Annotated in this window: 22 protein-coding genes and 1 tRNA gene; 12 read left to right on the top strand and 11 right to left on the bottom strand. The window is 73.1% G+C overall.

The window, feature by feature from the left end; genetic code table 11:
• Positions 1-98 precede the first annotated feature (98 nt).
• Entirely contained in the window at positions 99-770 is a 672-nt protein-coding gene (locus ACIRPX_RS06295) for an O-methyltransferase (protein ID WP_404188999.1), read from the top strand.
• Positions 771-801: 31 nt separating this feature from the next.
• On the opposite strand, the gene ACIRPX_RS06290 is transcribed toward ACIRPX_RS06295, so the two are convergent.
• On the bottom strand, positions 802-1191 hold the full coding sequence (locus tag ACIRPX_RS06290; protein ID WP_404188997.1) for a hypothetical protein: 390 nt from the start codon (positions 1189-1191) through the stop codon (positions 802-804).
• An 81-nt stretch (positions 1192-1272) separates the two neighbouring features.
• Between ACIRPX_RS06290 and ACIRPX_RS06285 the strand changes: the two genes are divergently transcribed.
• Complete coding sequence (locus tag ACIRPX_RS06285; RefSeq protein ID WP_404188994.1) at positions 1273-1692, top strand: DUF1992 domain-containing protein; 420 nt, start codon at positions 1273-1275, stop codon at positions 1690-1692.
• Here ACIRPX_RS06285 and ACIRPX_RS06280 read toward each other — a convergent pair whose 3' ends face one another.
• Positions 1693-2364, bottom strand: coding sequence for a hypothetical protein (locus tag ACIRPX_RS06280; protein WP_404188992.1), 672 nt, complete (start codon positions 2362-2364; stop codon positions 1693-1695). It lies immediately after the preceding gene.
• Positions 2365-2369: 5 nt separating this feature from the next.
• Positions 2370-3059: a hypothetical protein gene (locus ACIRPX_RS06275; RefSeq protein WP_404188990.1), complete on the bottom strand. Its 690-nt coding sequence runs from the start codon at positions 3057-3059 to the stop codon at positions 2370-2372.
• Between the two features lie 195 nt (positions 3060-3254).
• On the opposite strand from ACIRPX_RS06275, the gene ACIRPX_RS06270 reads away from it, so the two are divergent.
• Complete coding sequence (locus tag ACIRPX_RS06270; protein ID WP_404188987.1) at positions 3255-3806, top strand: GNAT family N-acetyltransferase; 552 nt, start codon at positions 3255-3257, stop codon at positions 3804-3806.
• Here ACIRPX_RS06270 and ACIRPX_RS06265 read toward each other — a convergent pair.
• Positions 3739-5820 (bottom strand): DHA2 family efflux MFS transporter permease subunit, encoded by a 2082-nt coding sequence (locus ACIRPX_RS06265; RefSeq protein WP_404188984.1) that lies wholly within the window; start codon positions 5818-5820, stop codon positions 3739-3741. The two genes, ACIRPX_RS06270 and ACIRPX_RS06265, sit on opposite strands and share 68 nt — an antisense overlap.
• Positions 5821-5991: 171 nt before the next feature.
• Between ACIRPX_RS06265 and ACIRPX_RS06260 the strand changes: the two genes are divergently transcribed.
• The gene (locus ACIRPX_RS06260; RefSeq protein ID WP_404188981.1) at positions 5992-6951 is read left to right on the top strand and encodes a peptidoglycan-binding domain-containing protein; all 960 of its coding nucleotides are present in this window, start codon (positions 5992-5994) and stop codon (positions 6949-6951) included.
• Between the two features lie 119 nt (positions 6952-7070).
• On the opposite strand, the gene ACIRPX_RS06255 is transcribed toward ACIRPX_RS06260, so the two are convergent.
• Both ACIRPX_RS06255 and ACIRPX_RS06250 read right to left on the bottom strand, forming a co-directional pair.
• Positions 7071-7739 carry an HAD family hydrolase gene (locus tag ACIRPX_RS06255; protein WP_404188978.1) on the bottom strand — a complete coding sequence of 223 codons (669 nt, stop codon included), beginning with the start codon at positions 7737-7739 and terminating at the stop codon, positions 7071-7073.
• A 178-nt stretch (positions 7740-7917) separates the two neighbouring features.
• Positions 7918-8499 (bottom strand): TMEM165/GDT1 family protein, encoded by a 582-nt coding sequence (locus tag ACIRPX_RS06250; RefSeq protein ID WP_404188975.1) that lies wholly within the window; start codon positions 8497-8499, stop codon positions 7918-7920.
• 353 nt (positions 8500-8852) lie between these two features.
• Between ACIRPX_RS06250 and ACIRPX_RS06245 the strand changes: the two genes are divergently transcribed.
• The 3 genes from ACIRPX_RS06245 (at position 8853) to ACIRPX_RS06235 (ending at position 11966) form a co-directional block, all read left to right on the top strand.
• Positions 8853-9497, top strand: coding sequence for an HNH endonuclease family protein (locus tag ACIRPX_RS06245; protein ID WP_404188973.1), 645 nt, complete (start codon positions 8853-8855; stop codon positions 9495-9497).
• A 73-nt stretch (positions 9498-9570) separates the two neighbouring features.
• Entirely contained in the window at positions 9571-11199 is a 1629-nt protein-coding gene (locus ACIRPX_RS06240) for an alkaline phosphatase D family protein (protein ID WP_404188970.1), read from the top strand.
• A gap of 158 nt (positions 11200-11357) precedes the next feature.
• Positions 11358-11966: a DedA family protein gene (locus ACIRPX_RS06235; protein WP_404188967.1), complete on the top strand. Its 609-nt coding sequence runs from the start codon at positions 11358-11360 to the stop codon at positions 11964-11966.
• Positions 11967-11987: 21 nt separating this feature from the next.
• Here the strand turns inward: ACIRPX_RS06235 and ACIRPX_RS06230 are convergent, their stop codons facing one another.
• A complete protein-coding gene (locus tag ACIRPX_RS06230; protein WP_404188965.1) occupies positions 11988-12212 on the bottom strand; it encodes a DUF2277 domain-containing protein in 225 nt (74 codons plus the stop codon).
• A 319-nt stretch (positions 12213-12531) separates the two neighbouring features.
• Here ACIRPX_RS06230 and ACIRPX_RS06225 point away from each other — a divergent pair, with 319 nt between their 5' ends.
• Together ACIRPX_RS06225 and ACIRPX_RS06220 are read left to right on the top strand one after the other, a co-directional pair.
• Positions 12532-12972, top strand: coding sequence for a VOC family protein (locus tag ACIRPX_RS06225; protein ID WP_404188962.1), 441 nt, complete (start codon positions 12532-12534; stop codon positions 12970-12972).
• A gap of 67 nt (positions 12973-13039) precedes the next feature.
• A complete protein-coding gene (locus tag ACIRPX_RS06220; protein ID WP_404188959.1) occupies positions 13040-13366 on the top strand; it encodes a hypothetical protein in 327 nt (108 codons plus the stop codon).
• Between the two features lie 45 nt (positions 13367-13411).
• Here ACIRPX_RS06220 and ACIRPX_RS06215 read toward each other — a convergent pair.
• Positions 13412-13483: transfer RNA gene (locus ACIRPX_RS06215), tRNA-Val, on the bottom strand.
• A 210-nt stretch (positions 13484-13693) separates the two neighbouring features.
• Between ACIRPX_RS06215 and ACIRPX_RS06210 the strand changes: the two genes are divergently transcribed.
• Positions 13694-14464 (top strand): DUF4097 family beta strand repeat-containing protein, encoded by a 771-nt coding sequence (locus tag ACIRPX_RS06210; protein WP_404188956.1) that lies wholly within the window; start codon positions 13694-13696, stop codon positions 14462-14464.
• 81 nt (positions 14465-14545) lie between these two features.
• Positions 14546-15937: a hypothetical protein gene (locus ACIRPX_RS06205; protein WP_404188953.1), complete on the top strand. Its 1392-nt coding sequence runs from the start codon at positions 14546-14548 to the stop codon at positions 15935-15937.
• 131 nt (positions 15938-16068) lie between these two features.
• Here ACIRPX_RS06205 and ACIRPX_RS06200 read toward each other — a convergent pair whose 3' ends face one another.
• A complete protein-coding gene (locus ACIRPX_RS06200) occupies positions 16069-17217 on the bottom strand; it encodes an amidase domain-containing protein (protein WP_404188951.1) in 1149 nt (382 codons plus the stop codon).
• Positions 17218-17465: 248 nt separating this feature from the next.
• Between ACIRPX_RS06200 and ACIRPX_RS06195 the strand changes: the two genes are divergently transcribed.
• Entirely contained in the window at positions 17466-17681 is a 216-nt protein-coding gene (locus ACIRPX_RS06195; protein ID WP_404188949.1) for a zinc ribbon domain-containing protein, read from the top strand.
• A gap of 172 nt (positions 17682-17853) precedes the next feature.
• On the opposite strand, the gene ACIRPX_RS06190 is transcribed toward ACIRPX_RS06195, so the two are convergent.
• Both ACIRPX_RS06190 and ACIRPX_RS06185 read right to left on the bottom strand, forming a co-directional pair.
• Positions 17854-18669, bottom strand: a complete 816-nt coding sequence (locus ACIRPX_RS06190; RefSeq protein WP_404188947.1) for an HAD family hydrolase — start codon at positions 18667-18669, stop codon at positions 17854-17856.
• Positions 18669-21257 carry a phosphoribosyltransferase gene (locus tag ACIRPX_RS06185; RefSeq protein ID WP_404188945.1) on the bottom strand — a complete coding sequence of 863 codons (2589 nt, stop codon included), beginning with the start codon at positions 21255-21257 and terminating at the stop codon, positions 18669-18671. Before ACIRPX_RS06185 ends, ACIRPX_RS06190 begins: the two co-directional genes overlap by 1 nt.
• Positions 21258-21263 lie beyond the last annotated feature (6 nt).

Here is a 21263-nt window from a genome sequence, read left to right as displayed (position 1 = left end):
CGCGCCGCGCCGCCGCGCCACCCGCGACCGGCGCATACTGGGGTGCGCCAGGCCGGCAGGCCGACAGCCGTAACGAGCCCTACGAAAGGCACAGGTGAATGAGCGAGTCGCAGCTGTGGCACGACGTGGACGACTACTTCACCACCCAGCTCTCGCCGAACGACGAGGCCCTCGACGCGGCCGTGCGCGACAGTGAGGCGGCCGGCCTCCCGCCGGTCGCGGTCACCGCGCCGCAGGGCAAGTTCCTGCAGCTCCTCGCCCAGATCCAGGGCGCCCGTACCGTCCTGGAGATCGGCACCCTCGGCGGCTACAGCACGATCTGGCTGGCCCGCGCGCTGCCCGGGGACGGCCGTCTGGTCTCGCTGGAGTACAGCGCCCGGCACGCCGAGGTCGCCACCCGCAACATCGCCCGCGCGGGCCTCGACCGGATCGCCGAGGTGCGCGTGGGACCCGCCCTGGAGTCGCTGCCCAAGCTGGCCGACGAGAACCCCGCCCCCTTCGACCTGGTCTTCATCGACGCCGACAAGGGCAACAACCCGCACTACGTCGACTGGGCGCTGCGCCTGACGCGCGCGGGCAGCCTGATCGTCGTCGACAACGTCGTACGCGGCGGCAGGGTCGCCGACGCGGGCAGCACCGACCTGGACGTCGTCGGCAGCCGCGCCGCCGTCGAACTGATCGCCCGCCACCCGAGGCTGAGCGGCACCGCGCTGCAGACGGTGGGCAGCAAGGGCCACGACGGCTTCGCGCTCGCACGCGTGCTGGCGTGACCCCGGCCGGCCGCCACCGGAGCGCCGCCGCTCAGAACTCGTGGTAGAAGCCGATGTTGACGCTGCGCGGCGCGCTGCGGTCCTGCACGACGATCTCGCCGTTGCCGCCGCGGGGCAGTGCCACGGTCCCGCCGTAGACGAGGGTCTGGGCGTACTCCCCCACGACCAGGCGGACTTCGGAGGAGGGGTCGGGCTGCGAGCCACGCAGCCAGGTGACCTGCCAGATGCCCTCCGGGCCGCACTGGAACTCCAGGTGGACCCGTGAGACGAACAGCCAGTCGTCGGGCGTCACCAGGCGGCACACGGCCTTGTCCCGGCCCACCCGCAGCACGGCACCGGGCTCGCTCGGCGCATCGGCCATCAGCATGCCTGCCGTGGCCCCCTCTTCCCCGGAGACGGTGGCCATGGTCAGTTCGAGCACGCGCTGCTCCTCATGAAGTGTCGTGACACAGCGGCCGCATACTAAATCGCCCGAGCACATCGCGTCCGGCACAATGGAGTCATGACCGAGCGAAAGCCACCGGGTGTCCCGTTCGAGTCCTGGGTCGACAAGCAGATCCGTGACGCCGAGGGGCGCGGAGAGTTCGCCCGACTGCCCGGCGCGGGCAAGCCGTTGCCCGCCGACACCGCGTACGACGAACTGTGGTGGATCAAGGGGAAGATGGCCCGCGAGGGCCTCTCCGTGCTGCCACCGGGCCTCGCCCTGCGCAAGGAGGCCGAGGACGCGCTCGCGGCGGCGTACGCGGCCCCCTCGGAGCGGATCGCGCGGAAGATCGTCACCGAGGTCAACGCCAAGATCCGCGACATGATGTTCAAGCCGCCGCCCGGCCCCCCGCTGGGTATGAAGCCCTACGACGTCGAAGAGGTCGTACGGCAGTGGCGGGAGCGCCGGGCGCCGGATGCGGACGGGTCGTCCGCGTAGTCACTGGCTGTGCAGGAGCCGTTCCGCCAGCTCGCGGTAGTCGCGCAGGGCCAGCCGGAGCTGTTCGGTGTCGGAGGGGGTGGCCTTGTCCGCCTCGCCGTCCTGCCAGGAGGTGCGCAGGGTGCGGCGGCGCCGGGTGAGCGCCTCCGTGAAGCGGCCGGCGATCTCCTCGACCACGTGGTCGGCCTCCTCGACGGCCTGCCGGGGACCGTCGACGAACCCGGAGACGGCGTTGCGCAGCCGCAGTTCGAGCTTGTCGCACTCGTCGTGGGGCAGCAGACCCGTGCCGGTGCCGGTGCTTGCGCGGTGCCCGCGCCCGGCGGAGCTCTCGCGCCCGGTGCGGTCGTCGCGCTGGGCGGCGCCGGCACTCTCGGTGAGGTCGTCGCGCTCGGTGAGGTCGTCGCGCTCGGTGGTGGCGGTGCGCCCGGTAGTGCCGGGGCGCTCGGTGGTGGCCGTGCGCCCGGTGGTGCCGGGGCGCTCGGTGGTACCGGGGCGCTCGGTGGTGCCGGGGCGGTCGGGTTTCTCGATGTCCCGCGTCGACCTGGTGCCGGGAGCCTGCGTCTCGGTGCCGGCCGCCTCGTGCGGGGTGGGTGCCACGGTCCTGTCGTGGCCCTGCGTGGTCTCGCGGTCCGGGGCGTCGCCCGCACCGCGTCCGGTCGTCGCGTCCGTCATCTCGCTCAACTCCCCTTCGCGTGTCGTCGGTTGAAGGCCCAGGGCAGCGGGCTGCGGCTCTCCCGGCGGCCGTCCGCCCGGTCCGCGCTCCGCGCCGTCGCCTTCTCGGTCCGGTCCGTGCGGTCGGTCCTGGCGCCGTGCCGGTCCGGGGCCGTCAGCTCCTCGAACAGCGCACGGGCCTCGACCATGGCCTCGCGCATCTCCTCCGTGTCGGCCCGGTCGCCGTCCTGCCCGCTCGCGCCCGCGACGCGGTGGACGTGCCGGTAGCCCTCTACGTGGTGGGCGTGGTGGACGGAGAGCGCGGCGAGCTGCTCCTCGTACTGCGCGCCGTTGGGGAAGCCGCGCGTCTCGGCCAGCTCGGCGAGCAGCCGGTCCGCCTCGGCCACCGCCTCCCGCGGCGTGTCGACGAAGCGCTCCTGCGCGGCCGTCCAACGGTCCGTGAACTGCTCGCGCTGCGCCGGGTCCAGCGGCCGCTCGCGCAGCGAGCCGTGCCGTTCCACGCGCCCGCCGAGCTCCTGCTCGGCCGCCTTGGTGTCCCCGTCGTGCCGGGCCAGCGTCCGGTCGTACTCGGGGCCGAAGCGCCGCTTCAGGTCCCGGCCGCCGTGCGAGCCGCGTGCTCGCATGCCGAGGACGGCCGCGACGACGGCCACGGCCGCCACGATCACGATCAGAGCAATGATCAAGCCTGTGGACATGATGCCTTCCGATGGGTCGGCTCGGTCGGCCCAACGGGCCGGTTCTCCGTCCGGGTTGCCCGCACGTCCCCGCTCAAACGGCGGCACCGGGACTCCGCGGACGGCGGGCCGGCCCCGCACCGCCGGGGCACGGACCCCCGGGGCCGCCCATATTCGGTTGCGGCGCGTGCCGGACGCCTCCCGACAATGGCGGGCATGACCTGGACCGTCGCCCCCGAGCCCTACGACTCCCCCGCCGCCCTCGCGCTGTGGCGGGCGTACTACACCGAGGTCAGCGACCGGTGGTATCTGCTGCACGAGCGGCGGCACACCGACCCGGACGAGCTGGAGCGGGAGATCGCCGCCCGCCCGGGGCGCGAACTGACGCCACCCACCGGGCAGTTGCTCGTCGCGCGGTACGGGGGCGAGCCGGCCGGCACGGCGGGAGTGCGGCTGCTGGACGCGGTGACCGCCGAGCTGACCCGGGTGTTCGTGGCCGAGGCCCGGCGCGGCACGGGCGGCGCCCCGCTGCTCGTGCGGGCCGCCGAGGACGCCGCCCGGGATCTCGGCGCCGGGGCCGTCGTCCTCGACACCCGCGGCGACCTCGTCGAGGCGCGCGCCCTGTACGCGCGGCTCGGCTACACGGAGACCGGGCCGCACAACGACGACGTCTACGCCGAGCACTGGTTCCGCAAGGACCTCACACGGCCTGCTCCGGCGCCCCGCTGCGCGGCTGCTCACGATCCGAGCCGCACAGCTCGTCGTTGAGCTCCCCGACCAGCTGGATGAGGTCGGTGGGCCGGTCCGGGCCCCACCAGTCGCCGAGGAGTTCCGCCAGCGACTGCTCACGCGCCTGGTGGAGCCGTTCGGCCACCGCCCGGCCCCGGGCGGTGAGGACCAGGTCCAGGCCCTCGCGACGGGCCAGGCGGCGCTCCTCGACCTGGCGCGCGGCGGCGATGACGACCTGCATCGGCAGCGAGGTGCGTTCGGCGAGCACGGCAGGCTCGGCCCAGCCGTACTTCTTGATCCTCAGCAGCAGCCAGCTCGACGCCGGCTGCAGGTCGTAGCCCGCCCGCTCGGTGATCTTCACGTAGACCTCCCGGCGGCCCTCGCGGATGCCGAGCACCGACAGCGCGCGGCACACCTCGTCCGCGGAGGAGCGTTCGACCGGGTTGCTGGCGAGCGTCTCCGTGATGTCGGGCGCGGTGACCGAGCCGCGCAGCTTGTCCTCCTTGAGGAACCAGGCCAGCACGAAGCCGAGCAGGGCGACCGGGGCGGCGTACAGGAAGACGTCGGTGATCGACTGCGCGTACGCGTGCAGGGCGGCCGGGCGCAGCGCGGGCGGCAGCGAGCCGATGCCGCGCGGGTCGGCCTTGAGCGCGTCCGGCGACACGCCGCCGGGCAGCCGGACGCCCTCGAAGGCGGCCGCCAGCTTGTCGCCGAGGCGGCTCGCGAAGACGGTGCCGAAGATGGCCACGCCGAACGAGGCGCCGATGGAGCGGAAGAAGGTGGCGCCCGAGGTGGCGACGCCGAGGTCCTCGTAGGTGACCGCGTTCTGCACGATGAGCACCAGCACCTGCATGACCAGGCCGAGGCCGAGGCCGAAGACGAAGAAGTCCACGCTCATGGCGGCGGTGGAGCTGTTCTCGTCCAGCCGGTGCAGGAGCAGCAGCCCGATCGTGGTGACGGCCGTACCGGTGATCGGGAACACCTTCCAGCGGCCGGTGCGGCTGACGATCTGCCCGGACGCGGTGGACGACAGCAGCAGGCCGAAGACCATCGGCAGCATGTGCACGCCGGACATGGTCGGCGTGACGCCCTGGACGACCTGGAGGAAGGTCGGCAGGTAGGTCATCGCGCCGAACATGGCGAAGCCGACGATGAAGCTGATGATCGCGGAGAGCGTGAAGGTGCGGATGCGGAACAGCTTGAGCGGCAGCACCGGTTCGGCCGCCCGGCGCTCCACGGCGACGAACGCCACACCCAGCACGACGCCCAGCACGATCAGCCCGATGATCTGCGGCGAGGCCCAGCCCCAGGTCGTCCCGCCGAGCGAGGCGACCAGGATCAGGCAGGTGGCGACCGCGGCGATGAGCAGGGTGCCGAGGTAGTCGATGACGTGCCGCGCCGACCTGCGCGGGATGTGCAGGACGGTCGCGATCACGGCGAGCGCGACCACGCCGACCGGCAGGTTGACGTAGAAGACCCAGCGCCAGGAGAGGTGTTCGGTGAACAGGCCGCCCAGCAGCGGCCCCAGGACGCTCGTCGCGCCGAAGACGGCTCCGAACAGCCCTTGGTAGCGGCCGCGTTCACGGGGCGGGACGATGTCCCCGACGATCGCCATCGACAGCACCATCAGCCCGCCGCCGCCCAGGCCCTGCACCGCCCGGAACGCGATCAGCTCGGGCATGTTCTGTGCCATTCCGCACAGCGCCGAGCCGATCAGGAAGATCACGATCGCGGTCTGGAACAGCTTCTTGCGCCCGTACTGGTCGCCCAGCTTGCCCCACAGCGGGGTCGCGGCCGTCGAGGCCAGCAGATACGCGGTGACCACCCAGGACAGGTGCTCCAGGCCGCCGAGGTCGCTGACGATGGTGGGCAGCGCGGTCGACACGATGGTCTGGTCGAGGGCGGCGAGCAGCATCCCGAGGAGCAGCGCGCCGATCGAGACCAGCACGTTCCCGGGCACGTGCTCCTGGGCGGCGCTGCCGCGCTGCGGGGGCTCGGCGGGTGGCTGTGCGTCTCGCACATCTCCCGTCATACCGTGCGCATCCCCGGCCATGAAGACCTCCCGACGCTCTCGTTACACGTCCATGGTGATCGGTGTGACCGGTTATGGCCTGTCGAGTCCCCTTGGAAGGCGATATTCCGGGGGCCGGTGACAAGGGCGGCCAAATGATCTGGATAACCTCTGGAGTTCGTGGGGGGAGCGTGTGAAGGGAGGGACGGACACGTGACAGACCCGACAGGTCACCGGTGCCCGCAGTGCGGTGCGCCCAGGGGTGCGGACCACACCCCGTCCTGCGGCTGCACACGGCAGGCGTCCGACGCCCTGCGCGACGCCCGCACGGCCGAGCAGGCCGCGGCGGAGGACTTCGATCCGCTGCGCATACGGCCGTACGTGGAACTGGAGCACGACGAGGCCGCGCACGCGGCGGCACCCGTCGCGGCGGCCGAGGCGACGATGCCGCTGCGGGCCGTCTCCGGCGAGGCACCGAGCCCCGGCGATCTGCGCCTGTTCGAGGGGGCGGGCCCCGAGACCGCGTACGCCCGCGCGGAGGAGGCGGCAAGGCGGCCGCGCGGCAGAGGCCGCCTCGTGCTGCTCGGCGCCTGCGGGGCCGTGGTGGCGGTGGTGGCGGCGGCCGGGCTGGCGAGCGGGCTGTTCTCCTACGACAAGCCGTCGCGGGACGGCGCGCTGCCCGAGGACGTACGGGCGAGCGTGCCGGACGCGTCGACGAGTGCGGCGTCCGCGCCCTCGCCCGAGAACGCGGTCCCGGTCCGGCCGTCCGCGTCGTCGTCCGCCACGCCGGCGCCGACCGGCAGTACGAGTCCCTCGCTCTCGGCGTCCCCGTCCGCGTCCGCGTCCTCCTCGGCGAGCACCTCGCCGAACCCGTCCGGCTCGGCCGGCCGGGCCTCCCCCACGGCCACCGCCACACCCAGCCTGACGCCCGGCCTGCAGCCGACCTCGGCCCCCGTCCTGCGCCCCGGCTCGCAGGGCCCGGAGGTGACGGAACTCGAACTGCGCCTGACCCAGCTCGGCCTCTACACGAGGAAGCCGCGCGGCTTCTACGACAAGTGGGTCGAGAGCGCGGTCGGCCGGTACCAGTGGGCCCGCGGCATCCAGGGGGACGAGCAGGGGGTCTACGGAGCCGAGACCCGGGCACGACTGGAGTCGGAGACCCGCAAGCCGTAGCCAGGGGCCAGGGTCAGGGCCAGGGGCCAGGGTCAGGGCCAGGGGCCCCGGACCAGGGGTTGGGGGCCCGGACCAGGGGCCGGGGGCAGGGGCCCCCGGGGGCGGCCGGGCCGTGCCGTCTACCGCACGTACAGCTCGATCGTCCCGTTCGCCGCCGCCTCCACCCGCACCCGGGTGAGATCCGGCACCACGACGTCGGGCTCATGCAGATCGGCGCGGGGCCCGACGCCGACCACCCGCATCCCCGCCGAGCGCCCGGCCAGGATCCCCGCGGCGGAGTCCTCGAAGACGACGCAGTCGGCCGGGTCGACGCCCAGCTCCGCGGCGCCCTTGAGGAAGCCCTCGGGGTCCGGCTTGCTCGCGCCGACCGACTCGGCGGTCACGCGCACGCCGGGCAGCCCGAGACCGGCGGCGGTCATCCGCGCCGTCGCGAGGGCCTCGTCGGCCGAGGTGACCAGGGCGTGCGGCAGGCCGTGCAGGGAGGCCAGGAACTCGGGGGCGCCGGGGACGGCGACGACACCCTCCGTGTCGGCGGTCTCCTCGGCGAGCATGCGCGCGTTGTCGGCGCGGTTGTGCTCCACGGGGCGGTCGGGCAGCAGCAGCGCCATGGAGGCGTAGCCCTGGCGCCCGTGCACCACCTTCATGACCTCGCCCGCGTCCAGTCCGTGCCGCTCGGCCCAGCGCCGCCAGACGCGCTCGACGACGGCGTCGGAGTTCACGAGGGTGCCGTCCATGTCCAGCAGAAGGGCACGGGCGGTGAGGACGGTGGGCACGGTGGTGACCGTCATCGGCAGCTCCAAGACGCAGCGGCGGGGGGCGCGGGCGGGACCCGGGCGGGGCCCGGGAAGACAAAGCGCCCCGCCCGCCGGTCAGGGAAAACGGGCGGGAGCTACTTTGTTTCTCTACGGTACAAAACCTGGCCGGGATGCGCCACCGCTTCCGGCGACAGTTCACCCGCCGTTCAGCTCAGCCGGCCACCGCCTCCCACAGGCTCCACACCCCGAGCACCGTCATCAGCAGCGCCGCGATCTTGGTGAGGAGCGCCAGCGGCACCCGCTTCATCAGGGCCTTCCCGCCGACGATCCCGAGACCGGCCACGACCCACAGCCCCAGCACGGCGCCGAGGCCGACGGAGAGCGGGTCGTCGTAGCGGGCGGCCAGGTTCGCCGTCATGATCTGCGTCAGATCCCCGAACTCGGCGACCAGGATGAGCATGAACCCGGCGCTCGCGACCTTCCAGAAGGTCTGGTTCTCGGGCTTGCGGACCTCCTCGTCGTCCTCGCCCTTCTTCGTCAGCAGCACCGCGGCGCCGCCCAGGAACAGGACGCCCGTCAGCGCGTGCACGATCTGCTGCGGCAGCAGCGTCAGCACGCTGCCGGCCGCGACCGCCAGCACGACGTGCAGCAGGAAGGCCGCGGCGATGCCGGCGAAGACGTACGAGGCGCGATAGCGGGTGCCGAGCACGAGTCCGGCCAGGGCGGTCTTGTCCGGCAGCTCGGCCAGGAAGATCACGCCGAACACGAGCGCGGTGACGGTGATGCTGATCAAGATTCCTCAATCGGTCGGGGCTGCCCCACCGAGAGTGCGTGATCGAAGAGGACACCTCGGCACGGCAGCACACACGGATGTGCACTGCTCTGCCGAAGGTCTCGCTGGCCGGTCCTGATCAGGACCTGCCTCCGGGCGCCGGCTCAGACGAGCTGAGCAGTGTGTCGACGGTCCGGCGAAGAGCTACTCCCCTTCTGCGCCGCCCATGGTACGCGACAGAAGTTCGAACCCGAACCTTGTCGTGTCATGAACACGTCACTAGCTTCTAACCGAACACTCACTCTCCCGCAACACGGCGCGGCGAGCATTCCCTCGCTCGCCCGCCAACGCCCCCACACAGCAAGGGAGTTCGCATGTCGAAAGTCTACGCGCGTCGACGCCTCAGCATACTCGTCGCGCTCACCGGCATGGTGGCCTCGGTCGGACTCTTCAACGGCCCGACCGCCTCCGCCGCCCTCCCCACCCCGGTGAGCGCCGCCACCGCCCGCAGCTACCTCGCCTCCCTCACCGTGGCCGCCGAGAACCGCACCGGCTACAGCCGCAGCCTCTTCCCGACCTGGGACACCATCAGCGGCACCTGCAACACCCGCGAGTGGATCCTCAAGCGCGACGGCACGAACGTCGTCACCAACTCCGCCTGCACCGCCACCAGCGGCAGCTGGTACTCCCCCTACGACGGCGCCACCTGGACCGCCGCCTCCGACGTCGACATCGACCACCTGGTCCCACTCGCCGAGGCCTGGGACTCCGGGGCCGGCAAGTGGACCACCGCCCAGCGCGAAGCCTTCGCCAACGACGTCACCCGCCCCCAGCTCCTCGCCGTCACGGACAACGTCAACCAGTCCAAGGGCGACCGGGACCCCGCCGACTGGATCCCGCCCCGGTCCGCGTACGTCTGCACCTACGTCCGCGCCTGGGTCCAGGTGAAGCACTACTACAAGCTCTCGGTCGACTCCGCCGAGAAGACGGCACTCACGAACTACCTGTCGTCCTGCTGATCGTTACGCACCGGACCTCCCCGCCCACCTCCGTCGTTCCGTACCGTACGGGTCGACGGAGGAGGGTGATCACGTGACCGAACTGCGCCTGGGTCCACTGCTGAGGTACGCCGACGGCTCGACCGCGACCGTATGGGTCGAGGCGAGCCGCCCGTGCACCGCCGAGGTGCGCTGCGCGGACGGCGCCCGCGGCGAGGCGCGCACCTTCCAGGTGGCGGGCCACCACTACGCGCTGGTGCCGGTCACCGGGCTGACCCCGGGCACGACCACACCGTACGAGGTGGTCCTGGACGGCACGCACGTGTGGCCGCTGCCGGACTCCTCCTTCCCGCCCTCCGTCATCCGCACCTCGCTGGAGAGCCGCGACCTCCGCGTCTGCTTCGGCTCCTGCCGCTGGGCCGCGCCCGACGCCGACGTGCACGACCCCGTCGGCCCGGACGCCCTCGACACCCTCGCCGGGCGCATCGCGGCCGACCCGGACGGCGAACGGCCGGACGTGCTCCTGCTCCTCGGCGACCAGGTCTACGCCGACGAGACCTCCGAGGAGACCCGGCGCTGGCTGGCCGCACGACGCGACCTGAGCGACCCGCCCGGCAGCGAGGTCGCGGACTACGAGGAGTACACCCGGCTCTACTACGAGTCCTGGCTCGACCCCGAGATCCGCTGGCTGCTGTCCACCGTGCCGAGCTGCATGATCTTCGACGACCACGACGTCATCGACGACTGGAACACCTCCGCCGCATGGCTGGAGGACATGCGGGCCACGCCGTGGTGGCGGGAGCGCCTGCTCAGCGGGCTGATGTCGTACTGGGTGCACCAGCATCTCGGCAACCTCTCACCGGCCGAGCTCGCCGCCGATCCGCTCTACGCGGCGGTGCGCGAGGCCCCCGACGCCACCGACGAGCTGCGCGCCTTCGCCTGCAGGGCGGACGCCGACGCCACCTCCGTGCGCTGGAGCTACCGGCGCGACTTCGGCCGCGTACGGCTGCTGATGGTGGACAGCCGGGCGGCCCGCGTCCTCCAGGAGGACGGCCGCTCGATGCTCCACCCGGGAGAGGCCGCATGGCTGCGCGAGCAGACACTGGCCGAGCGCGACTCCTACGACCACCTCCTCGTCGGCACCTCGCTGCCCTGGCTGCTGCCGCACCTCGTGCACGACGCCGAGGCATGGGACGCGGCCCTGTCCCGCGGGGAGCGCGGAGAACGCTGGGCGCGGTTCGGGGAGAAGCTGCGGCGCACGGCCGACCTGGAGCACTGGGCGGCCTTCCCGTCCTCCTTCGCCGCGCTGGCCGGCCTGTTCGCCGAGGCGGGTTCCGGGCCGGAGGCGCCCGCGAGCGTGCTGGTCCTGTCGGGAGACGTCCATCACGCCTACGTGGCCGAGCCGAGATGGCCGAACGGCGGGCCGGACGCCCGCGTCCTCCAGCTGACCTGCTCACCCGTCCACAACTCCGTTCCCGGGTACATGCGTTGGGGCTTCCGCTTCGGCTGGAGCGCGCCGGCCCGCGCCCTCGGCCGCCGCCTCGCCCGGCACGGCCGGTGCGAGCGGCCGCCGGTCACGTGGCGCAAGAAGGGCGGACCCTGGTTCGGCAACCAGCTCATGACGCTGACGCTGCGGGGCCGTTCGGCACGGCTGCGGCTGGAACAGGCCCGCGGGGCCGGGACGCTGGTGACGGTGGCGGACACGACGCTGACGCCGGAGTGAGGCACCGGCGTGAACGATCTGTGCCGATCACACGTGCCCCCCATGAATCTCCTGCCACACTCCGGGCGTACGCTGTATGGCTGTCATGGCCGCCCCCGCCGCTCCCTCGCGACGTCGCGGCACAGGGAGGCCCACGGGGGAGTCACGGGGAGTAAGCGGTGCTGGAGAGTGTGGAGTCGCTGACCGGCGGCCCCTGGATCTACGCGATGGTCGCCCTGTCGGTCCTGCTCGACGTGTTCCTGCCGGTACTGCCCAGCGGGGTGCTGGTGATCACGGCGGCCACGGCGGCGGCCGCCGGCTCGGCGACCGGCAAGGTGCCGCACGGGGTCCCCGACATCCTGACGCTGACGTCCTGCGCGGCCGTCGCCTCCGTCCTCGGCGACCTGGTGGCCTACCGGCTCGCCTGGCGCGGCGGCGAACGCCTGGACCGGGCGATCGCCCGCTCACGCCGGCTCACCGGCGCGCAGGAACGTCTCGGCGCGGCACTCGCCCGCGGCGGCGGCGCCCTGGTCGTCCTCGCCCGCTTCGCCCCGGCCGGCCGCTCGGTCGTCTCGCTCGGCGCCGGCGCCGCCCACCGCCGCGTCCGCGACTTCCTCCCCTGGTCCGCCCTGGCCGGCGTGACCTGGGCCGTCTACAGCGTGGCCCTCGGCTACTACGGCGGCCAGTGGCTCGGCACGACCTGGCTGGCGACGGGCGTATCGGTCCTGGCCCTGTTCGCCGCGGGGGCGGGCGCGGCCTTCGTCGTACGCCGCCCGGCGAAGGCCTGACGGCACCCGAGGACGCCGGCCTCAGGCCCGCACCTTCTGGCCGCGCACCTCCAGCCCCGCCAGCAACTCGGCCGTCGCCTCCGCGACGGCGGCGACCGCCTGCTCGAAGACCTCCTGGTTGTGGGCGGCGGGGGCCCGGAAACCGGAGACCTTGCGGACGTACTGGAGGGCCGCGGCCCTGATCTCCTCCTCGGTCGCCTCCTCGGGCAACGCGGGCGGGCGAAGTGTCTTGATGCTTCGGCACATGACACCAGTCTCGCCCAACTCCCGCGCGCCTGCGATGATCCTTTGCCAGGCGGCCACCGACGAGGCGGCCGCCGTCAGCCGCGCGTCCGGCGGCCCGGGCGACCCCGGCCGGGCCATGGCGCGCTACGACGCCTGCCCGGCACGGACCAGGTCCTCCGCGCGGCCGGGCGGCTCGGCATCGGCGTACCGGTGGCGCAGCGGGTCGTACGGGAACCGAGGGACAACACCCGCGGCTGATGTCGAGACCGGTCCGGCGGCTCCGTCCCAGGCGCGGGCGGGCCGCCGCGGCCCCACCACCCCCGGACAAGGGAGATCCAGCGTGGCGATTCAGCGGATGGACAACGTTCTCGTCGTGGTCGAGGACCTGGAGGCCGTGATCGCGTTCTTCGTCGCACTCGGCATGGAGGAGGAGGGCAGGTTCCCGCTCGACGAACGCTGGGCGGGGCGCGTCATCGGGCTGGAGGACGTCCGCCAGGAGGTCGCCATGCTGCGCATCCCGGGCGCCCCCGGCCGCATCGAGCTCGCGAGGTTCCACACGCCGAAGGCGGTCGCCGGCGTCCCGGACGACGCCCCCTCGAACACGCGTGGCATCCGCCGCGTGATGTTCGCCGTCGACGACATCGACGACACCGTCGCCCGCCTGCGCGCCCACGGCGCCGAACTCGTCGGCACGATCGAGCAGTTCGAGAACGTCTACCGGCTCTGCTACGTCCGCGGCCCCGAGGGCATCGTCGTCGGGCTGGCGGAGGAGCTCGGCTGACAACTCGTTCGCGTGAACCCCGGGAAGGAACTCGCATCCCAAAATCGAACAGGCGTAGCATTGCGTCGTGGCAGCGACCTATGACTTTCCGAGTGACCTCCTGGCCGGTCAGGAGGAGCTGCACCAGGTCCGGGCCGAGCTGTCGGCCCTGCTCAAGCGGCTCCCCTGGTCGGTGGTGCCGCTGGACGGCTTCAGCGACGAGAGCGGCTGGCGCAAGATCGAGCGCCCCGCCTCCCCGGGCTGGACGGCCGACGAACAGGCCGAGGTGGAAAAGCTCCGGCAGCGCGAGCACGAACTCGCCGTCTTCGTCAGCACCCACCGCTTCTGGGCGCAGATCACGGGCGCCGACCGCGTCGACGCCCGGACGAGACTGAAGCACGCCCGCGAGACCTGACACAGGAGGACCCCGGCCGCGATCGGCCGGGGTCCTCCTCCGGTGTGGGCGCGGACGGTTTCGAACCGCCGACATCCTGCTTGTAAGGCAGGCGCTCTACCACTGAGCTACGCACCCGTGACAGGCCGACAGCCTACCTTGCCGCGGCCGGTGCCCCGCAAACCCGTATCAGGCCCGGTCAATGCGGGGGTTTACCCCACCCCGGATCCGGGAGCGGCCCGGATCCCGCTGCCGTCTCCCGGTCCGTACGTTCTAAGTGCCTTCATCGTCAGCACGTTCCGAAACGCCTCACGTCGGCGTCACATCAGCGTCTCAGGGGAGATCGTCATGGTCCGTTCCGTCACCGCCCGCGCGGCCCTCGCCGCCGGGGTCGTCGTGGTTCTTGCCGGGGCCGTCGCCGGCTGTGGCGCGTCCGCGGGGGACGACAAGGATCCCGATCACCGGTCGTTCGCGCTGTCGGGGCACACCCTCACCGTCGACTCGGACGACTCGGCGCTGGAGATCGTCGCCGCGGACGGGAATCCGCGGGGGAAGGTCGAGGTCACGCGCTGGTTCCAGGGGTCGGTCGTGTTCGGCAAGGATCCCAAGGTGTCCTGGTCCATGAAGGACGACCGGCTGACGCTGCGGATGAGGTGCTCCGGTGTCGTCGCCGACTGCTCGGCCAAGCACCGGATCGAGGTGCCGCGCGGGGTCACCGTGCAGGTGCGGGACGGCGACGGGAGCGTACGGGCGCGGGGCTTCGAGGACGCGCTGAGCGTGCGTACGGGCGACGGCTCCGTGCACGTCACGGACTCCTCCGGCCCGCTCGACGTGCACACCGGCGACGGGTCCGTGCACGCGGAGGTCTCCTCGCGGAAGGTGCGCACCGAGACCGGTGACGGCTCCGTGCACCTCGAACTGGGGGCCGTACCCGACCTGGTGGACTCCGTCAGCCACGACGGCTCGGTGACCGTCACGCTGCCCGAGGCCACCTACCGGGTGACCACGAGGACCGGCGACGGCTCGGTGGACGTGTCGGTGCCGCGCTCCGACTCCAGCGGGCACGTGGTGTCCGCGCGGACCGGCGACGGAAAGGTCACGGTCCGGACGGCGAACTGACCGGCCTGTGTGTTCGTCCTCAACCGGTGGGAGAATGAAGCGAGGCACCGGCCAGGACGGATGACAGCACAGGAGAGGGATGTGACGGCGACACCTTCGCAGCCGTACCGGCCGTCGGTGCCGCGCGCACACCGTCGGGCGTTCGCACACGGTCAGGCGCTCAGGGACACCCTCGCTCTGGTCGGGCTGCCGCTGCTGGCCGCGCCGGCGCTGGCCGCCGCGTTCGCCGGCGGCGGCACCCGGCGCTGGTTCGGCGGCCGGGCCGAGAGCCAGCGGGCGGAGGCGCAGGCCGCGAAGGACGCCGCGGCGGCCGCGTTCTACGAGCTGGACACCGCCCAGCGCGATCTGCGGATCTCGATCGAGACGATCGTGGCGGTGGACGACTCCCCCGCCGCCCGGCGCGTGGTCACCGACTTCGAGGCGCTGGGGCGGCGGATCGACGAGGTCAGCCATCGGTACATCGAGGCGGTCGACGCGTACGACCTCGACCGTGACGACCTGGAGGCCGCGGCCGCGGCGCAGGCGCGCACCGCGCTCACCCGGGCCAAGGACGAGCTGACGGACGTCAAGCGGGAGCTGGATCGTTTCGGTGACGGTCTCGGGCCGCTGCTCGGCAAGGCCGAGACCCAGCTCGCCCGGCTCGCTCCGGCGGTCGAGCGGGCCCGGCAGGGGCTGCTCGCCGCGTCCAACGCCCTGGACGCCGTACGGGAGACGGGGCTGAAGGCGGACGATCTCGCGGCCCGGCTCGCCGCGCTCGCCCCCGAGCTGACCCTGCTCAACCAGGGGGCGGGGCAGCACGGGGTGCCGCAGACGGTGGAGCGGGCCGAGCGCGTGGCGCGGGAGGCCGCGGCGGTCCGGGCGGAGGCCGAGCGGCTGCCGGCGAAGGCCGCGGAGATCGACCACCGGCTCGTGTCGTTGCGTACGCGCGCGCAGGCGCTGACGACGCGCGCCGGGCAGGTGGATCCGGTGCTGAGCGAGTTGCGGCGGCGGTTCGTGGCCGCGTGCTGGCAGGACCTGCAGCATGTGCCGGAGCGGGCCGGGGAGAACGTCCGGCAGGCCGAGCTGAAGCTGAAGGAGGCGCAGGCCGCGCGGGACGAGCAGCGCTGGCCGGACGCGACCTCGCTGCTGTCGACGGTGCGGGCGCTGCTGAACACCACGGACGAGTCGGTGTCGGCGGCGCGTGACCGGCTGCAGCGGCTCAACGCGGTGCAGAAGGACCCGCAGCAGGAGATCGAGCGCACCCGCTTCGCGATCCGCGACGCGCAGCGCCTGGCGATGACGGGGCGCAGCACGCCGGACCCGGAGCATGCGCGTCCGCTGGACGACGCGGTGGCGCGGCTGGACCGGGCGATCGCGGGTCTGGAGGGGCGCCATCCGGACTACTGGCACTTCCTGACGGAGACGGATGCGGTGCGGCAGACGGCGGCGCGGGTGGTCTCGCAGATCCGGGAGGAGCGCGGGGGCGGGCACTGAGCCGGCGCGCCGGGCAGCGCCGTGCCGGGTGTCGTGGGCCGGTGCGCCGTTCCGGTCGCGGTGCCGGGGCGTGTTTCGAAGGCGGCGTCGTCCGTCCGCCGGGCAGGCGGGAGCTTCGCAGCGGACATCCCTTAGCTGCGGTAGGCGTAGTAGGCGGCGTTCGGGTTTGCGGCGATGACGCTCGACAGCGACCGCCGGTAGGTGTCGTAGCTGTGGTAGGTCATGTAGGGCATGCCGCTCGCGCTGCGGTAGGTGGTCATCATCGAGTGGTCCTTGGCCCCGTCCTTGTCGAAGTCGATCTGCAGCACGTCGCCGACGTCCATCTGGTACGCGTAGGCGAGCGCAGTGGTCCGCTTCGTGGTCTGCGTGAACCAGGACCACTCGTTGACGCCGATCCAGGTGTCGGAGTCGGCGGCCTTCTTGGAGTACCAGGTGCCGTAGTCCGTGGTCGAGTGCGTCACCTGCTTCCAGCCGCCGGCGTGGAGGGACTGGCTGAGGAAGTTGGTGCAGTCCCCGCCGTCGGCGTTGTACTGACGGTAGGCGGTGTTGTAGTTCTTCCAGTACTTCTCGGCGTACGCGGCCATCGCCGTGTACCGGTACCTGGCGCCGCTGCCGAGCCTCTTGGCCTTCGCGGGGGCGGGGTGGGTGAGGGCGGAGCGGGGTGCGTCGATCACGTCGTCCGGGCGGACCACGGCTCCCAGGCCCACCGGGAGGGGCGCGTTGACGGGGCGGGGGCCCTGGCCGGTGAGGCGTTCGCCGGTGAGCTGCCAGGTCCCGTCCTGGCGTGCGGCGAAGGTGAGTTCGTGGTGGGCGACGAAGGCCGTGGTGTCGGGTTCGTCGCCGCGGATCCTCGCGTACGTCAGGGTGGTGCTCTCGGTGACCTGGACGGCGGCGACGCGTCCCTGCAGGCGGATGCTGTCGACGGTGACCTCGGTGTCGGAGCCGGTGTAGGCCTCGCCGAGGGAGGCGAGGCGGGAGCGGGTGCCGTGCAGGGACGTCAGGGCGGCGGTCTCGGAGGTGGACTCCGCGGCCGACAGCGGCAGGCCGCCGGCGGTCGTCGGGGCCTTGCGTGCGGTCGGGGCACCTGCGACGAGGGCCTTCGTGCGGTTGGTGAGCAGGGCGTTCGCGGCGCGGCCGAAGCTGTCGGTGGTCGCCGCCGTCAGGGCCGGTGCCGGCTCGGCCGCGTGGGCGGCCGGCAGGGGCAGCAGGGTGGCGGACAGGGACACGGCGGCGAGGGCGGCGCAACGGCCGGTGCCCGCGACGGTCTTGCTCGGTCTCACTGGGTCTCTCCTTGCGGTGGGGGTGTTTCACCTCACGACCGTCGGCCGGTCGGGCGACTGCGGGGGGGCGAGGCGGCGCCTGCCCTTTCCCTGCGCTGTCCCGGTCACGCGCGAAAGCTACCAGCGATCTTCGCGAAATCTCCGTATCCGAATCCCGCAACGGGATTCACCCGGCGATCGGTTCGGCACTTGAGGGCCGTGGGATGCGGATCGCGTCTGCCGCTCGCGCGCCCGGCTAGTCTGGTGGCATGCCTCGCTATGAGTACCGCTGCCGGACCTGCGGCGACACGTTCGAGATGAGCCGGCCGATGGCGGAGTCGTCCGCCCCCGCGGTGTGCCCCGCCGGGCATGCGGACACGGTCAAGCTGCTGTCGACGGTGGCCGTGGGCGGAACCACGTCCGCCCCGGCCGCGGCGCCGAGGGGCGGCGGGGGCGGTTGCTGTGGTGGCGGGTGCTGCGGTTAGGGCGCGACACGCCCTGGGTGCAGTGACCCGGGGCGTTGCCGACGCGGGAGACCCCGGGGGGCGCACCCGCGTCCGCGCGCGGGGGGCGCACCCGCGTCCGCGCGCGGGGGGCGCACCCGCGTCCGCGCGGCGGCGGCCGTACGCCGGCCCCGGGCCCCGCGCCCCGGGCCCCCTAGGACGCGGCCGCCCGGGTCTCCGTCAGGAACTGCCGGAGGATGCGTTCTCCTGCCAGCACTCCACGCTCGGGCAGTGCCGTGACGGCCGGGGCCGTCCAGTCCGCCTCGGCCAGTTCGCCGTGGCCCGGGCGCCAGCCCTTGTCGGCGGCGAGGAGCAGGTCGGCGTCGAGGAGGGAGTCGCCGGCGGCCAGGGTCAGGTGGGCGCCCGTACGGCGGGCGACCTCCCTCATCGCGGCGCTCTTGGTGAGCGGCTTGGGGACGGCGTAGATCTTGCGGCCCTGGAGCGAGACCGTCCAGCCGCGGTTCTCCGCCCAGACCGCGAGCTCCTTGAGCCAGTCCTCGGGCAGCAGTTCGCGCTCGACGACGAGGTAGGCGAAGAGGTCCTCGGCGATCCGGTGCTTGCGCACCCACGCCGGGTCCGCGGTCGCCAGCAGCCGCTCGCGCACCTCCTCCAGCGGCGCGCACCGCTCGGCGAGGCGTGCGGTCACCCGGGCGTGCCAGTCGGGGTCGGAGACGCCGTCCACCATCAGATGGCCGCCGTTGGCGCAGATCGCGTACGTCGGCTGCGGTCCCGGCAGATTGATGCGCTGGTACTGCTTGCGGGTCCGGGTCGTCGTCGGCACGAACACGGCCGCGTCACCGAGGTCGGTCAGCAGCCCGGCCGCCGTCTCCGTCATGAACGACAGCGGCCTGCTCTCGTGCACCTCCACGCACAGCAGCCGGGGCGCCCGGGCGTCCGGCATGGTCAGCGCGAGGGCCGCCGCGGAGTAGATCAGCGTACGGTCGAGGTCGCTCGCCACCAGCACCGGCATCAGACGTTCACCGCCCTGCCGTCGGCACCCGTCGCGCCGCGGGTGTAGCGGGGGTGGATCAACCCCACGCAGGTGTACGGGAATTCGCCGACCTCCTCGACGGGGACACCGCGCTGTTCGGCCAGCAGCCGTACGTGGTCCAGGTCGGCGCCCGCGCCGGCGCGGGCCAGGATCTTCCACGGCACCCGGCGCAGCAGCACCCGTGTGGTCTCGCCGACGCCCGGCTTGACCAGGTTCACGTCGTGGATGCCGTACTCCTCGCTGATGCGTTCCACGGCCGCCCACCCCTCCCAGCTCGGGGTGCGGTCGCCGGACAGCAGCTCCTTGGCCTGTGTGTCGACGGCGTCCGCGACCTCGGGGAAGCGGGCGGCGACGGCGTCCAGGAAGCCCACCGAGACGTCGGCGCCCGCGAGTTCGCGGTAGAACTTGGCGCCGTGGAAGTCGTGCGGGCCGACCAGGTCCGCGCGCAGCACGGTGCGCGAGATCAGGCCCGAGACGGTCGAGTTGAGGCAGGCGGAGGGGATCAGGAAGTCCTCCCGGGTGCCGTACGTCCGCACGCAGGAGCCGGGGTCGGCCAGGACCGCGATCTCCGGGTCGAACCCGGTGATGCCGTCGGACGCCTCGAACTCCTCGATCGCGGCGGTCAATTCACGGGTGATCGCGCCCTTGCCGGTCCAGCCGTCGACGAACACGACGTCGGCCGGGTCGTGGTGGGCGGCCAGCCAGCGCAGGGCGTTGGCGTCGAGGCCGCGGCCGCGCACGATGGAGACGGCGTAGTGCGGCAGGTCCAGTCCGTGCCGGAACTGCGCCCAGCGCCGCATCAGGACGCCCACGGGGGTGCCGGCGCGGGCGAGCGACACCAGGACGGGCCGGGCCGTGGAGGTCCCCCCGCCGGGGCGGTGCCGGGAGTGGGGGCGCTCGGCGAGCACGATCTCGGTGACGGCGCCCACCGCCTGCGCCAGCCGGCCGGCGGTCGCCTCCAGCGCCGTCTGGTACAGCTCCTGGTACTGCTCGCTCGGCTGGTACTCGACGGGCAGCGACTCGGCGTAGTGCGCGCCACCGCTCTGAATGGCCTCCTCCCGCTCCTCGGTCGGCGCCTCCAGCGTCACGTCCGAGAGGTCCTGGAGCAGCCAGCCGACCTCCTCGGGCGCGTACGAGGAGAAGGCGGGGCCGCGGAGGGGCTCGGGCAGCATGGCGGGCCTTTCGGGGACGTACGAGGGCACGACCGCGAGGACGACGTGCGGGGTGTGCTCCGCCAGCCGGGCCAACAGGCCGTCCGGCGCGTGCAGTTCGGGGGTGTCGGCGGTGGAGTCGACCACGGCGGCCACGGCGTCGAACCCGGCGCCGGCGACGTTGTAGGCGTACCGTTCGCCGGGGCCGTCGGCGGGGTCGTCGTGCGCGGGGAAGACGATGCGGCTGCGTATCGCGTAGCCGGGGTCGTCCACGGCGAGGACCGGTGAGCGGGTGGTCGTGGAGTACCGCACCTCGGCGTCGACGACCTGCTCCAGCTCGCGGGCGAGCCGCAGCGGCGCGTACATCAGCTCCTCGAAGCCGAGGACCAGCACGCGGCGTGCGTCCACCGGGAGCGCCTCCGCGAGACGGGCGGCCATGGCGGGGAGCGCGGTTTCGAGACGGGCCCGGTGGGCGGGGGTGAAGCCGTGCCGGCCGCCGTCCGGGAGGTTGCGCGGCCAGTTCAGCTCCACACGCGTGGCCGGGTGCGGGCGTGTGGGGGCCGGTCGCGCAGTTCCCAGCGACCCTGGGGGGTTGCCGTCGGGGTCGGCGGCCACGCCGGCGTCTTTCAGGGGGGCGGGGAGCTGCGCGACCGGCCACGACGCACCCGCAGCGGACGAACCGCCCGACCCGGCACCGGCAGACTCGTACCGGGCCACCAGCTCCCGCCCCTTCTCCAGCACCCCCTCCGGCAGCCGCACCGTCCCGGACGCGGCGGCCACCAGGTCGACCCGCGCGCCGATCTCCGCCGCGAAGTCCGCGAGCCGCCCCGTGTCGGCGGACGACCGCATGTCCACCAGGGCCACCACAACGTACCGCTGGCGCGGATACCGCTCGTGCAGGTCCCGGACGGTGTTCAGCACCGTGTTGCCCGTGGAGAACTCGTCGTCGACCAGCACCAGCGGCCCGTCCCCCGCCAGCAGCGCGGGATCCTGGGGCAGCAGCAGGTGGGACGTGGCGTGCGAGTGCGACTCCTCGAAGCCGCCGGCGGCCGCCACTCCGGCGACCGGGCGGCGTGTGGAGTGCAGATAGGGCGCGAGGCCCAGACCGTCGGCGACCGAGTGGCCGAGACCCGTCGCGGTCTCCGCGTACCCGAGGACGACCGCCGCGCGGGCCTCCTCACCGAGCAGGTACCGCACCCGGCGGCCGAGCGTGAAGCCGTGTCCGTACACGACGGACGGCGACTGCGGTACGTGCTTGCCGAGCACGTGGGAGACCAGCAGATGGGCCCGCTTGGGGTTGCGCCGCAGCGCCAGCCCGAGCAGGTCGGTCAGCCTGTCGTCCCCCATGAGTTCGACGCCGAGCCGCTCCGCGACCCAGCTGCCGGACCAGACCCCGTTGTTCACCGCGTTGATCATGCGTCC

Source organism: Streptomyces sp. NPDC101225 (assembly GCF_044767585.1).
GTDB lineage: Bacteria > Actinomycetota > Actinomycetes > Streptomycetales > Streptomycetaceae > Streptomyces.
This window is presented reverse-complemented; position numbering and strand designations above follow the sequence as displayed.

Coding starts and splice junctions, on each gene's coding strand:
- ACIRPX_RS06295 (WP_404188999.1), top strand. CDS start 99: ATGAGCGAGTCGCAGCTGTGGCACGACGTGGACGACTACTTCACCACC.
- ACIRPX_RS06285 (WP_404188994.1), top strand. CDS start 1,273: ATGACCGAGCGAAAGCCACCGGGTGTCCCGTTCGAGTCCTGGGTCGAC.
- ACIRPX_RS06280 (WP_404188992.1), bottom strand. CDS start 2,364: ATGACGGACGCGACGACCGGACGCGGTGCGGGCGACGCCCCGGACCGC.
- ACIRPX_RS06275 (WP_404188990.1), bottom strand. CDS start 3,059: ATGTCCACAGGCTTGATCATTGCTCTGATCGTGATCGTGGCGGCCGTG.
- ACIRPX_RS06270 (WP_404188987.1), top strand. CDS start 3,255: ATGACCTGGACCGTCGCCCCCGAGCCCTACGACTCCCCCGCCGCCCTC.
- ACIRPX_RS06265 (WP_404188984.1), bottom strand. CDS start 5,820: ATGGCCGGGGATGCGCACGGTATGACGGGAGATGTGCGAGACGCACAG.
- ACIRPX_RS06255 (WP_404188978.1), bottom strand. CDS start 7,739: ATGACGGTCACCACCGTGCCCACCGTCCTCACCGCCCGTGCCCTTCTG.
- ACIRPX_RS06245 (WP_404188973.1), top strand. CDS start 8,853: ATGTCGAAAGTCTACGCGCGTCGACGCCTCAGCATACTCGTCGCGCTC.
- ACIRPX_RS06230 (WP_404188965.1), bottom strand. CDS start 12,212: ATGTGCCGAAGCATCAAGACACTTCGCCCGCCCGCGTTGCCCGAGGAG.
- ACIRPX_RS06210 (WP_404188956.1), top strand. CDS start 13,694: ATGGTCCGTTCCGTCACCGCCCGCGCGGCCCTCGCCGCCGGGGTCGTC.
- ACIRPX_RS06195 (WP_404188949.1), top strand. CDS start 17,466: ATGCCTCGCTATGAGTACCGCTGCCGGACCTGCGGCGACACGTTCGAG.
- ACIRPX_RS06190 (WP_404188947.1), bottom strand. CDS start 18,669: ATGCCGGTGCTGGTGGCGAGCGACCTCGACCGTACGCTGATCTACTCC.
- ACIRPX_RS06185 (WP_404188945.1), bottom strand. CDS start 21,257: ATGATCAACGCGGTGAACAACGGGGTCTGGTCCGGCAGCTGGGTCGCG.